General features: G+C 71.0%; 9 protein-coding genes. 6 read left to right on the plus strand and 3 right to left on the minus strand.

Annotated features, from left to right (window positions below):
- Positions 1-87 precede the first annotated feature (87 nt).
- Together D7X32_RS45325 and D7X32_RS04140 are read right to left on the minus strand one after the other, a co-directional pair.
- Positions 88-243, minus strand: a complete 156-nt coding sequence (locus D7X32_RS45325) for a hypothetical protein (RefSeq protein WP_158625607.1) — start codon at positions 241-243, stop codon at positions 88-90.
- Positions 244-266: 23 nt separating this feature from the next.
- A complete protein-coding gene (locus tag D7X32_RS04140) occupies positions 267-1,598 on the minus strand; it encodes a ferritin-like domain-containing protein (RefSeq protein WP_120601199.1) in 1,332 nt (443 codons plus the stop codon).
- Positions 1,599-1,871: 273 nt separating this feature from the next.
- Between D7X32_RS04140 and D7X32_RS04145 the strand changes: the two genes are divergently transcribed.
- Genes D7X32_RS04145 through D7X32_RS04160 form a run of 4 tightly spaced genes read left to right on the plus strand, consistent with a single transcriptional unit; the run spans position 1,872 to position 9,385 of the window.
- Positions 1,872-2,987, plus strand: coding sequence for an ATP-binding protein (locus D7X32_RS04145; protein ID WP_244238838.1), 1,116 nt, complete (start codon positions 1,872-1,874; stop codon positions 2,985-2,987).
- Positions 2,987-5,302, plus strand: coding sequence for a DUF5682 family protein (locus tag D7X32_RS04150; protein ID WP_120601185.1), 2,316 nt, complete (start codon positions 2,987-2,989; stop codon positions 5,300-5,302). Before D7X32_RS04145 ends, D7X32_RS04150 begins: the two co-directional genes overlap by 1 nt.
- Entirely contained in the window at positions 5,299-6,516 is a 1,218-nt protein-coding gene (locus D7X32_RS04155) for a VWA domain-containing protein (RefSeq protein WP_120601186.1), read from the plus strand. The genes D7X32_RS04150 and D7X32_RS04155 overlap by 4 nt, the downstream gene beginning before the upstream one ends.
- Positions 6,509-9,385: a HEAT repeat domain-containing protein gene (locus tag D7X32_RS04160; protein ID WP_120601187.1), complete on the plus strand. Its 2,877-nt coding sequence runs from the start codon at positions 6,509-6,511 to the stop codon at positions 9,383-9,385. The genes D7X32_RS04155 and D7X32_RS04160 overlap by 8 nt, the downstream gene beginning before the upstream one ends.
- A 54-nt stretch (positions 9,386-9,439) precedes the next feature.
- Here the strand turns inward: D7X32_RS04160 and D7X32_RS04165 are convergent, their stop codons facing one another.
- Positions 9,440-10,474: a linear amide C-N hydrolase gene (locus tag D7X32_RS04165; protein ID WP_120601188.1), complete on the minus strand. Its 1,035-nt coding sequence runs from the start codon at positions 10,472-10,474 to the stop codon at positions 9,440-9,442.
- 244 nt (positions 10,475-10,718) lie between these two features.
- Between D7X32_RS04165 and D7X32_RS04170 the strand changes: the two genes are divergently transcribed.
- Positions 10,719-11,474 carry a class I SAM-dependent methyltransferase gene (locus tag D7X32_RS04170; RefSeq protein WP_244238839.1) on the plus strand — a complete coding sequence of 252 codons (756 nt, stop codon included), beginning with the start codon at positions 10,719-10,721 and terminating at the stop codon, positions 11,472-11,474.
- A 98-nt stretch (positions 11,475-11,572) separates the two neighbouring features.
- On the plus strand, positions 11,573-12,136 hold the full coding sequence (locus D7X32_RS04175) for a TetR/AcrR family transcriptional regulator (protein ID WP_158625608.1): 564 nt from the start codon (positions 11,573-11,575) through the stop codon (positions 12,134-12,136).
- The last annotated feature ends 185 nt before the right edge of the window (positions 12,137-12,321 follow it).

Raw genomic sequence — 12,321 nt, forward strand, 5'->3', positions numbered from 1 at the left:
GCCAGCGGCGCTTCACAGGGAACCCCTCCCGCCACGGCGCCCGGAACGCCGTGGAATGATCAGAATCCTGAGGGGGGATGCCTCCGTTCATGACGCGTGTGCCCGGCCCGCCTCCAGCCCTGATGCGGGATGAAGGTCCGCGAAGAGGGGAGGGTCGGCCAGCGCCTGCTCGCAGGCCACCTCCCTGTCGCCCTCCGCGTCCACGTCGGAATCGCAGCCGGACAACAGCAGCGACGGGCCCATCAACGCCCCTGCGCGATAGGTGTTCAGGCCCAGAGGTCCTGCTCCAGCGTGTCCAGCAGCGCCAGGGCCGCCTCCGGCGTGGGCATGCCCGCCTGGGTGATGATGCTCGCGTCGAGCGGCACCGCGACCTCCTGCCGCAGCAGCGCCACCGCGCGCCGCTGGGCCTCCCTCAAGGTGTCCCGCTGCTGCGCGGAGAGGCGCGGCCGGGCCCACTGGTCGACGTCCCACGACAGCGCCGCGTGCCGCGTCTCGTCCTCCGCGATGCGGACCATGGCCTGCCGCACCTCCAGGTCGTGCGCGTGCAGCGCCTGATGGTGGGCGAGCAGCGCGCCGTACGTCTCGCGCACGCAGCCCTCCACGGCGTTCTCCAGGGCCACGTCCACGAGCGAGCGCGGGGGCAGCTCCGCCACCACCGGACGCTGGGGCGTGCCACCAAAGCGGCGCGCGAGCCGGTCCGTCACCCGGGCGTGCTGGACCTCCTCCATGGCGCTGCGGCGTGCCGCGTCCTGGAGGCCCACGTCCGCGCCGTGCAATTCCAATTCATCGCGCAGCCGCAGGAACGCATGGACCGACGCCGCCTCCAGGTGCGCCGCGTCCGCGAAGTAGCGGCCCAGCGCCTCCGGGCTCTGGCACGCTTCGGCCACCTGGAGCCCTACCGGCCGCCGGCCGATGTTGCAGTTCGGGTCGCCCTTCTCCAGGAGGCGCTTCTCCAGCTCCTGGACCTCACCCGAGGCGGTCACCTTCAGCACGTGCTGTGTCATCTCCGTGCCCGGCCCGCACGCGAAGCCCTGCGTGCCGATGACGTTGAAGCTGCCGTCCGCGTTCTTCTTCACGGCGCCGTATTCCTTCTTCCCGCAGAGGAGGCTGTAGCCCGAAGCGAAGGTCTTGAGCACCGCCTCCTGCTCCGTGTCGATGGTGCCCAGCACCTGCTGGAGCTCCGCCAGCGTCGCGTGGGTCTTCACCTCGTCACCCCGCGTCGTCACCAGGAAGGCGTCCGTGCAGAAGTCCAGGCAGACGTGGTGGAAGCCGGCGGTGACGATCGCGTCCTCCAGTGCCGCCTCGCAGGTGGGAACGTCGGTGGCCGTCGCGCAGGCCTGTCCGGAGGAAGCCGCCGGAAGGTAGTCGGCGGGAGGCTCGCCCACGTGGGTGCTGATGTAGCGGAATTGCACGAAGTCCGGCGCCGGGGTCATCGTGAGGTCGTTGACGGAGAGGTAGCCCGCACTGCACGCGACCTCCGAGTAGCCCGTCAGGTCCGTGCTGCCCTCCGTATCACCACAGCCCGCCAGTACCAGGGGCGTGGCGAGCGAGGCGTGAAGAGCCCGCGAGAAGAGACGGCGCAGTCGATGGATGTTCACGGACAACTCCGAGGCAAACGGTGTGTCCGGGCACTGAGCAATGCGGATGCCAGCAGGTCTTCCCAGGAGGGCCCTCTGTCCGCACCGCTCGGAAAGCTGAGAAGGACTCGGAAAGCTGAGGGGGACAGGACCTGGCCGCCGCGCATCTGGACCCGGCCGGACGACGCGGAATCCGCACGCAGGGGACACCACGGCATGAAATCCAGATGCCCGGACGGGTCGTCCGTCCCCGGTTCTGGAGCCGACCTGGAAGGCAGCCAGGACGTTTGCCGGATGTCAGACCAAGTGGATAGCGTGCAGCTCATGCCGGACATCCGCCTGCCTGCCGAAGCGAAGTACAAGAACGAGCTGGACGCCCTCGCCGCGCATGACGACAAGCCCCGCCCACCGGGTTGGGCGCTGTCGCCCCGCGCCGTGGAGATGTACATCCTGGGTAGTCCCAAGCCCGTGGGGGGCGTGGCCATCACGCCCAAGTACGTGGGCGACAAGGGGCTCATCCAGGTGTGCATCGCCACGCTCGCGTCGGACCGCGCGCTGATGCTCGTGGGCGAGCCGGGCACCGCGAAGAGCTGGCTGTCGGAGCACCTGTCCGCGGCCGTCAGCGGCACGTCCGCGCTCGTGGTCCAGGGCACGGCGGGGACCAGCGAGGACCACATCAAGTACTCGTGGAACTACGCGCTGCTGCTCGCGCAGGGTCCCACGCCGGAAGCGCTGGTGCCGTCGCCCATCCTGCGCGCCATGCGCACGGGCAAGTTCGCCCGCTTTGAAGAAGTGACGCGCACGTCGCCGGAGATTCAGGACTCGCTCATCTCCATCCTGTCGGAGAAGCAGGTGTCGGTGCCGGAGCTGGGAGAGGTGACGAGCGCGCAGCGCGGCTTCAACCTCATCGCCACCGCGAACACGCGCGACCGCGGCGTCAATGAGATGAGCGCCGCGCTCAAGCGCCGCTTCAACTTCGTCACCGTGCCGGTGGTGGAGGACCTGGAGCAGGAGATCCAAATCGTCACCAAGCGCGAGGCGGAGCTGCGCACCGACTACCAGGTGGGCGTGCCGCCGCCGGAGGAGCTGTCGCGCGTGCTGCTGACGCTCTTCCACGAGCTGCGTAAGGGCGTGACGAAGGACGGCAAGACGAAGGTGCGCACGCCCGGGGCGGTGCTGTCCACGGCGGAGGCCATCAGCGTGCTGTTCAACAGCTCCATCCTGGCGCAGCAGTTCGGCTCCGGGACGGTGACGTCGCAGGAGCTGGCGGCCTCGCTGGTGGGCGCGGTGGTGAAGGAGCAGGAGGACGACGTGAAGGCGCTGCGCGAATACATGGAGACGGTGGCCAAGAGCCGCACGGGCCCGTGGAAGGAGCTGTACACCGCGAGCAAGAAGCTGCTGAGGGGCTGATGGACCTGGCACTGCTCTCCCGGGTGCAGCACTTCCCGGTCCGTCACCACTCGCCGCGCACCACAGCCGTGCTCCTGAAGTGGCTGGAGCGGGTGAAGCCCACCGTCGTCCTGGTGGAGGGCCCCTGTGACGCCACGGGGCTGGTGGACGTGCTGTGCGACGCGCAGACCCGGCCGCCCGTGGCCATCCTGGGCTACCGCACGGATGGCACGCCGTCCTCGTCGCTGTGGCCCTTCGCGGCGTACTCGCCGGAGTACCAGGCGCTGAAGTGGGCCCGGGCGAACGGCGCGCGGGCGGAGTTCATCGACATCCCGGTGGGTGTCAGCCTCGCGGTGGACCGCGCGCCTCCCGGGCTGGGAGTGGAGTCCGAGTCGGAGTCCATGGAAGGGAGCACGCCGGTTCCCGATGAGGCGGTGCCGCTCACGGAGGCGTTCGCGCGCTCGCAGGGGCACCGCTCCTTCGAGGAGTTCTGGGAGGCGGCCTTCGAGGCGCCGGACTGGAGCCCGGAGCAGTTCCGGCCAGTGCTCATCGCCTGGGCGGACGTGGTCAACGCGGGGCCCCGGTCGGCCTACCACCGCCAGCGCGACGCCTTCATGGCGCGCAAGGTGCTGGAGGTGGTGGCGAGCGGCGTGGCGCCGGAGAAGGTGGCGGTGGTGGCGGGCGCGGCGCACACCGCGGCGTTCCTGGCGGGGGACGTGGACCCCAAGGAGGAGGCGAAGCTGCCACCGCCCGGACCGTGCGCGGTGACGGTGATTCCGTACAGCTTCCCGCGCCTGGCGGAGCAGCTGGGGTACGGCGCGGGCAACCGGGCGCCGCACTTCTACCAGAAGGCCCACGAGGCGAACTGCGACTTCCGGCGGGCCACGCTGGAGGTGCTGCTGGACTTCGCGGCGCACCTGCGGATGCGCGGCTTCTCCGCGTCGCTGTCGGACGTGCTGGAGGCGTACCGGCTGGCGGTGACGCTGTCGGACCTGCGCGAGAAGAGCGCTCCGGGCCTGGATGAGCTGAGAGAGGCGACGGTGGCCACGCTGTGCCGGGGCGACGCGACGCACGTGGACAGCTTCCTGTGGAAGAGCGTCGTCGGCCATGAAGTGGGGCAGGTGGCGAGCCGCATCGGACAGAACTCGCTCCAGGCGGAGTTCTGGCGCGAGGTGGGCGAGCGGCGGCTGCCGCGCACGGACAGCCCGGAGACGTTCTCGCTGCGGCTCAACAACCCGGTGGAGGTGGGCTCCTCCGTGTTCCTCCACCGGCTGCGCGTGGCGGGCATCCCGTACGCGTCGCTGTCCGGCACGGGCTCGTCGCGCAAGGGCGGGGAGGCGGAGGCCGGTGGCTACGCGGCGCTCACGCGCGTGCGCGAGGCCTGGCAGGCGCAGTGGACGCCGTCCACCGACGTGGCGCTGGTGGAGAAGATTGTGTTGGGCGACTCGCTGGAGGCCGTGACGACGCGCGTGCTCCAGGAGCGGCTGACCCAGGCGAAGACGACGGCCCAGGCGGCGGACGTGCTGCTGGAGTCCGTCATCACCGGCTGCTCCCAGACGGTGGTCCAGGCGCTCAAGGTCTGTGACGCGCACGCGGCCACGGACGCGGACCTGCCGTCGCTGGCGTCCGCGGCCCGGGCGCTGTCCGGGCTGATGGCCTATGGCACGTCTCGCGCGCATTCGGACGTGGGCGACGAGGCGGTGGCCTCGCTGGGGGAGAAGACCTTTGGCCGGGCGCTCCTGCGCGTGCGCGACGCCAGCGCCTGCGGGCCGGACGCGGTAGCCCAGGTGCTGGACGCGCTGCGCACGCTGCACGAGGTGGCGCTGTCCCAGCCTCGCGCGGACAAGGCGGGCTGGTTCGTGGAGGCGCGCGGGTTGATGGAGAGCCACGCGGTGAACCCCGCCACGTCGGGGCTGGCGACGGGCCTGTTGTACTTGGCGCGCGAGCTGCCGGAGGCGGAGGTGGCGCTGGAGGTGGGCCGGCGGCTGTCGCAGGCGGTGGACCCCGCGGACGCGGCGGCGTACCTGGAGGGCTTCCTGCAGGTGAACGCGCTGGTGCTGGTGAAGAGCCGCGACGTGGTGAAGGCGCTGGACGACTTCCTGGTCAGCGTGGAGCCCGAGCGCTTCCGGCAGACGCTGCCGGTGCTGCGCCGGGCGCTGGGCTCGCTGGGGGCCACGGAGCGCCGCTACCTGATGGAGAACGTGATGGGCGTGCGCCAGTTGAAGGACAAGGGCCGCGCGGTGAAGGCGGTGCTGGAGGAGAAGGACAAGGCGACGCTGAAGGACCTGAGCGCGGACCTGGGCAAGGCGCTCGACGACCTGGATGACCTGCTATGAGCGTGGACCCCAAGGACCTGGAACCGAAGGACCGCGACGCGCTCTTGCGCTGGCGGCTGGCGCTGGGCCCGGAGGCGGAGAAGACGGGCTCCTGTCCGTCCCTGAGCGCGCTGGGCGCCAGCGCGGGCACGGTGGACCTGAAGGGCGACGACCTGGAGGGCCTGGATGACGCGCTCTCCTTCGTCTACGGCGAGCGCTCCGCGGGGCGGGGCGGCTCGCGGCCCTATCTGCCCAGGTGGCTGGGCGCGCTGCGCGACTTCTTCCAGGACGACGTCATCGCGCTGGTGCAGAAGGACGCCATCGAGCGCAAGGGGCTCACCGAGCTGCTCTTCGAGCCGGAGACGCTGCCCTTCCTGGACAAGAACGTGGAGCTGGTGACGACGCTGGTGAGCGCCATCGGGCTCATCCCGGAGCAGGCCAAGGACACCGCGCGCGCCATCATCCGCGAGGTGGTGGAGGACCTGCGCAAGAAGCTGGAGTCCCCGCTGCGCACGGCGGTGCTGGGGGCGCTGCGGCGCGACCGGACGAGCCCCATCCCCATCGCGCGCAACATCGACTGGCGCCGCACCATCCGCTCCAACCTCAAGGGCTGGGACGCGGAGAAGAAGCGGCTCATCCCGGAGCGCTTCTACTTCTGGCCCAACCAGCGCCGTCACCATGAGTGGGACGTGACGCTGGTGGTGGACCAGTCCGGCTCCATGGCGGAGAGCGTGGTGTACAGCTCCGTGATGGCGGCCATCTTCGCGTCGCTGGACGTGCTGCGCACGAGCCTGGTGCTGTTCGACACGGAGATTGTCGACATGACGCCCGTGCTGGCGGACCCGGTGGAGGTGCTCTTCTCCGCGCAGCTGGGCGGCGGCACGGACATCAACCGGGCGGTGGCGTACGCGCAGGAGCACTACGTGCGCCGGCCGGAGAAGACGCTCTTCATCCTCATCACCGACCTGTACGAGGGCGGCAACGCCGAGGAGCTGGTGGCCCGGCTGCGGCAGCTGGTGGACTCACGCTCGAAGGTGCTGTGCCTGCTGGCGCTGTCGGACAGCGGGCGTCCGTCGTACGACCACGCGATGGCGGAGCAGCTCACCGCGCTGGGGATTCCGTGCTTCGGGTGCACGCCGCGCAAGCTGGTGGACGTGGTGGAGCGGGTGATGCGCAACCAGGACCTGGCGCCGCTGCTCGCGTCCAACGACAAGAAGGGGGAGCGTCATGGCTGACGTACGGCCCGTCATTGGCATGGGCGGAATGACGGAGATCATCAGCGACAAGGGAGAGCTGGCCAAGGGCGCGGCCCTGTTCGACGGCAAGCAGCTCACCAACCTGTCGCGCTACGAGAACCGGCTCTTCGCGGACGCGGCGGGTTCCGGGGCGACGCCGTACAAGGTGACGCTGGTGTTCGGCGAGGCGCGCCTGGACGTGAAGGGGCGGTGCTCGTGCATGGCGGCGCGCTCGCGTCCCTTCTGCAAGCACGCGGCGGCGCTGCTGGTGGCGTGGGCCCGGGCCCCGCAGGCCTTCGTGACGGCGGAGGCGGCCCCGGTCGCGCCCGCGGGCTCGGGCGGCGCGAAGAAGAGCGTGAAGAAGGGCAAGGCGGAAGCCGGCGACCTGATGAAGGCGGGCGTGGCGCAGGTGTCCACGCTGGTTCGCGAGCTGGGCCTGTCGGGCGTGGCGTCGCTGGGCGTGGAGCGGCCGGAGCAGGTGCGCGCGTTGGGTGAGGCGCTCCGGGCCAACGGCCTGCGGCGGCTGTCCGCGCGGGCGGTGGAGCTGGCGGGCCTGCTGGACGCGGCGGCCGCTCGCACGGGCACCTTCGAGGCGCCGGCGTACACGGACCTGGTGGCGGACATGCTGCTCACCGCGCGCAAGGTGGAGAAGCACCTGGGCGGCGACGCGCTGGAGGCCCGTCACGTCGAGGAGCTGATTGGCAAGACGTGGACGAAGAAGGACCGCGCGCCCGTCACCGGGCTGACGCTGGTGGAGTACGCGTTCTCCTCGAAGGTGACGCCGGACCGGTTCCTCATCCGCGAGAGCCGCTTCGTGGACCTGGTGTCGGGCGGGCACTACAGCGAGAAGCAGATCCTCCCCGCCACCCTCAAGACGGTGGCGCCCAAGAAGAGCCACGCGGGCTACGTGCTCCAGGGCGCCAAGGGCGGGCAGTACCCGGGTTTCGCGCCGAACCGGCTGGACCTGGAGGAGTGGACGGGCGGCGCGCCGGTGGACAAGGCGGTGCTGGAGCGGCTGGTGGAGGTGGCGCTGCCGGACGTGGGCGCGGTGATGACGGCCTTCCAGGAGCACCGCAAGGACGTGTTCGCGCCGGACCTGCTGCCGGTGGCCGTGCGGGTGGAGTCGCTGCTCGCCAGCGGGACGCGTTCCCAGTTCGTGGATGGCACGGGGCGGGGCCTCTTCCTGCCCGTGGACCCGGCGCTGGAGGAGCCGCTGTCGAGCGCCCTGGAGGACGCGAAGCTCCTGGCGGTGCTGGGCGACGTGGGCCTGGAGGCGGCGCTCCCCACGCTGTTCCCCACCGCCGTGGTGGTGCGGACGCCGGAAGGGGTGGACCTGCGCGCGTTGGGCCGTTCGGAGGACGCGCCCGTGTCACCCCGGCGGCGGGGACGCGTGCGGGCTCCCACCGCGCCGAACGCGCTGCCCCGCAGCGGGTGGGCGGAGGCGGCGCGGGCGGCGGGTGCGTCGCGGGCGGCCATCGCGCTCGCGGAGGTGCGAGACGAGCTGGCGGACGCGTTCGCCAGCGGCCTGTCCGCGGTGAGCCCTCGCACGGTGGATCCGCTGGTGTCTCGGCTGAAGGAGCTGGGGCTGGAGAAGCCGGGCGCGCTGCTGGAGGCGCTGGCGCAGCGGTCGGACCCGGCGGAGCGGCTGGATGACTTCATCAAGGTGTACCAGGTGCTGGGCATCGCGCTGGTGAGGCTGTCGGGCGCGGTGCAGGTGGACATGGCCCAGCTGGAGGCCGTGCCCACGCACCCGAGCATCCGCGTGCACCGGCCGGAGGAGGTGCTGACGCCGGGCGAGGCCATGGTGCGCCGGGCGCGCGGAGAGCTGACGCGCTACGAGGCTGCGGCACACGCGGCGCGCTACTACGCGAGCCTGGGCGCGGACGTCCTGGCGCGGGAGTTCTACCCGACGTGGAGCGACGGCGCGGCGAGCGCCTTCGTGGCGCGGACGGTGGCGGCGCTGGGCGAGAGCGCGCTGGGCTCCGTGCGCAGCGCGCTGGGCGAGCACCACAGCCGCATGGTTCGCCGCACCGCCATCCGCGTGCTGGGCGTGATGGGCGGAGTGCAGGCGCGGCGCGAGCTGGATGCGCTGACGCGCAAGGGCCATGACATGGGCCTGCGCCTGTTCGCGAAGGAGACGCTGGAGGACGTGCAGGCCCGGGAGACGGGTGATGCGGCGGTGGCGGAGCTGGCGCGGCGCCGGAGGGAGAAGGCGGTCCCGCTGATGCAGGCGGCGCTGTCCGAGACGACGAAGGACGCGCGCGGGACGGCGGTGGCCATGCTGGCGGACCTGGGCACGGTGGCCATGCCCGTGCTGCGCCAGGTGCTGCACGGAGACCCGGCGCGCGAGGTGCGGCGCGAGGCGGCGGAGGCGCTGGCGCGGATGGGGGACGCGGAGGTCCTCGACCGGTTCATCCTCATGGTGCAGGGCCGCGGCCACGACGACGTGGAGGCGAAGCACGCCGTGTATGCGCTGGGCATGCTGGGCGACGTGCGCGGCGCGGAGGCCCTGCTGCTGGCGTTCGTGGACGGGTGGAAGCCCGGCGTCGTCGCGGAGGCCATGCGCACGCTGGGGCTGGCCATGCTGCAGCCCGCGCTGGACCTGGCCGAAAAGCGCCCGGAGGAGCTGGAGCGGAAGGCGTTCCGGAGCGTCTTCGAGGGCTTCCAGCCCACCGACCTGGCCAGGGCGCTGGAGGCCCGGTTGAAGGCGTCCCTCGAGCACCCGGACCTGCTGGCCCGCGCGGCGGTGTACCTGAAGGTGGCGGCTTCGAGCGCGGTGGTGGGCAAGCACATCGCGCAGCGCCTCATGGACCTGCCCGCCGTGGCCGCGGACAAGAACCTGTCCAAGGCGGCGAAGAAGCTGCTGTGAGGCCGTGGACCCGCCGCTGTGCTCCTCGCGGCGGCGGGCCCTGATGGAGGTGGGTCAGCTCCCCAGCTTCGAGGTGAGGTCGATGCTGGTGGGGGAGGCCGGTACGGGGAAGGGCTTCCCGGCGGCCCCGCTGAAGTCCAGCGTCTTGAGGTTCACCGAGTACACGCAGGGGTTGGCGTAGAAGCGCACGGACAGGGTCAGCGCGACCAGGTCCTTCACGACGACCCACTGCGTGTAGTCCAGCTCGTCCTTGCCCAGCTTGTTCGTGGAGCGGCTGGTGCCGGCGGGGATGTCCACCGTGTTGAGGATGTGGAAGGCGAGCGTGGTGGCGTCCGCGGCCGTGATGAGGGGCTGCGAGTACTGCTTGAGGTACGCGGCGCGCACGAAGCGCGCGGGCGGCGTCGAGTCACCCGGCAGGCCGCGCATGCCGCTGCCGTGGCCGGCCGGCGCGAACGACTGGGAGCCCAGCTCCGTGGGCTTCGCGTCATAGGGCGTGAGGTTGGCGTAGCCGCCCAGGTTCAGCAGTTGGTCGGGGAACGGCGGGTCGTTGGTGCAGACGCCCACGGGGTTCTCGTAGACGTTGAGCTGCCCGTGGGTGAACTCCACCACGATGCTGTTGCCCTTGGCGTCGTGGATGGGGAAGTGCAGCGGGAGCAGCTTCGCCAGGAGGTCGCCCTCCCAGACCTGCACGCTGCCGCTGGTCAGCGCCGTCTGCACGTCCGCCACGCTGCCGCACGTGCCCAGCGCCCAGCTCACGAAGTCCACCAGCGCCAGCGCCTGCGCCGGCTGGCTCACCTTGGGATAGGCGGAGCCCGGCAGCCACAGCGCGCCCACGGACAGGCCCTGCGTGTTGAGGCCGTCCACGATGACCTTGTCCGTGAGGGCGGTGAGGCCGACGAAGCCATACGTCGACTTCCACGTCAGGCCCGGCTTGCCGCTGGGGCCCATGGACTGGAAGGACTGGCCCGCGGCGTGGACCATGAGCTGCGAATTCAGGTCGGGACCGAACTCCATGCTGCGGCCATTGACGGCGATGGGCCCGGAAGCGACGCGGGCGTCATTGCCGGTGATCAGGAAGTCGGTGCACATGGGCGGTCTCACTCCCCGTGACAGTCAATTCCTCCCACGACGGTGGGAGCGTTCCACGGTGCCTGGATGCCGTTGCACGGTGCGCACCAGCACCCCGCCAAACCTGCAACCCACCAGATTCCAGGGGATTGCGAGGAGGGCCGGCGTGGAAGGTCCCCGGGCGCGTCCGGGCAGGAGGCAGGCGCGTCCCGCGCAGACGCGGGGCATTGCGTGAGGTCCGGAATCCGGCAAGCCTCCGCGCCGCATGACGGACCCTGCTCCTCCTCCCGCGTCCCCACCGCGCCGCGACGACGCGCTGGACGCGTACGAGCTGTCGTTCTTCGAGCGGCTGTCGCTGCAGTCGCAGGGCATCGTCATCGCCGTCGTGTTGCGGGTGACGGACCTGCTGCTCCTGCTCTTGCGTCCCCGGCTCCTGAAGCCGTACCTGGGGTTGTGGTGGCAGCGCATCCTGCGGACGCCCTACAGCGCGCGGCGCACCTTCGAGATGGCCCGCGTGCTCCAGGCCACGGGCCAGACGTTCCGCGAGCTGATGTACGGCGAGACGCCGCTGGTGACGGCGCTGTGGTTCCTCAAGCGGGCGGGCGTGGGGCGCGGCAGCCGGGTGGTGGACCTGGGCGCGGGGCGGGGACGCGTGCTGCTCGCCGCGCGCTGGTGGGGCGCCGGGGCGCATGGCGTGGAGCTGGTCCCGGACCACGTGGCGCGCGTGGCGCCGTGGCTCCAGCCCGCGGGCATCACGCTCACCGTGGGCGACCTGACCCGCGAACCGCTGGGGGACGCGACCCACATCTTCTGCAACTGGGTGGCGTTCAGCCCGGAGACGAAGGCCCGGCTCGTCGCGCACCTGCGCACCTGCGCGCCAGGCACGCGCATCATCACCGTCACCCGCCCCATCCAGGCGGAGGGCTTCACCGGCCATGCCGGCCACTGGATGCTCTTCACCTGGGGCCTGGAGAAGGTCTGGCTTCAAGAATACCGGCCGGACCCCATCGCATCCACCTGACACGAAAAGGCCGGGTGCAACTTCGAGCCTGCCTGACGTCACTCGTGATTGGATGGGAAGGACGGGCAGCGGCGTTCCCGTCGCGAGAGGTGATGGCAATGACCGAGCGGAGGAAGACGCAGCCTGTGGTGACTCGCGAGCAGCTTCTTCGGGTGGCCGCGGACCTCATCCTGGCCCAGGGGCTTCAGGCCGTGACGCTCGACGCCATCGCCCGGCGGGCAGGCATCCCGAAGGAGGACCTCCTGGAACATTTCCAGAGCAAACCCATCCTGTTCGATGCGCTGTTCGACGACGTGACGCGGCGCTTCTCCGAGGCCGTCGCCGCGGAGATGGAGAAGGACCCGGACGCCAACGGCCGGGGAACCCGCGCGTATCTCCGGGTGACGGTCGCCGCTCCCGCGGATGACGACGAGGCCCGGGTCATGCGCTCGCTCATCGGGCTCATGCTCTTCGACCCGGAGGTCCGGGAGCTCTGGAGCTCCATCTGGGACGAGGCGCGGGAGGCGCAACTCAGCCGCGAGGAGCACGAATCGCCGGAGCTCACGCTCTGCCGTCTGGCGATCGACGGGTTGTGGATGTCGGACATGCTCGAGCAGCGCACGGTCTCAAGCCAGATGCGCGCGGCGGTCATTCATCGAATCGAAGAACTCACGCGCAAGTAGCCTCCCCTCCAGGCGCAGGCTTCGCCTGCCATGTCAGACGCCACTCCTAGTCTGCGCGCCTTCACTCGCAGTCGGATGGGAAAGGCAGGCAGTCATGCACTTCGGGTTGAAATGCCGCAACGCCTTCGCCGCGGCGGTGGTCGCTGTCTTCGTGGGTGGGGGCACGGCGCAGGCCGCGCCAGAAG

The organism is Corallococcus carmarthensis, assembly GCF_003611695.1.
GTDB classification, from domain to species: Bacteria; Myxococcota; Myxococcia; order Myxococcales; family Myxococcaceae; genus Corallococcus; species Corallococcus carmarthensis.

Bases quoted from the DNA above. Each gene is read 5' to 3' on its own strand.
- D7X32_RS04150 (WP_120601185.1), top strand. From the start codon at position 2,987: ATGGACCTGGCACTGCTCTCCCGGGTGCAGCACTTCCCGGTCCGTCAC.
- D7X32_RS04145 (WP_244238838.1), top strand. From the start codon at position 1,872: ATGTCAGACCAAGTGGATAGCGTGCAGCTCATGCCGGACATCCGCCTG.
- D7X32_RS04165 (WP_120601188.1), bottom strand. From the start codon at position 10,474: ATGTGCACCGACTTCCTGATCACCGGCAATGACGCCCGCGTCGCTTCC.
- D7X32_RS45325 (WP_158625607.1), bottom strand. From the start codon at position 243: ATGGGCCCGTCGCTGCTGTTGTCCGGCTGCGATTCCGACGTGGACGCG.
- D7X32_RS04175 (WP_158625608.1), top strand. From the start codon at position 11,573: ATGACCGAGCGGAGGAAGACGCAGCCTGTGGTGACTCGCGAGCAGCTT.
- D7X32_RS04160 (WP_120601187.1), top strand. From the start codon at position 6,509: ATGGCTGACGTACGGCCCGTCATTGGCATGGGCGGAATGACGGAGATC.
- D7X32_RS04155 (WP_120601186.1), top strand. From the start codon at position 5,299: ATGAGCGTGGACCCCAAGGACCTGGAACCGAAGGACCGCGACGCGCTC.
- D7X32_RS04170 (WP_244238839.1), top strand. From the start codon at position 10,719: ATGACGGACCCTGCTCCTCCTCCCGCGTCCCCACCGCGCCGCGACGAC.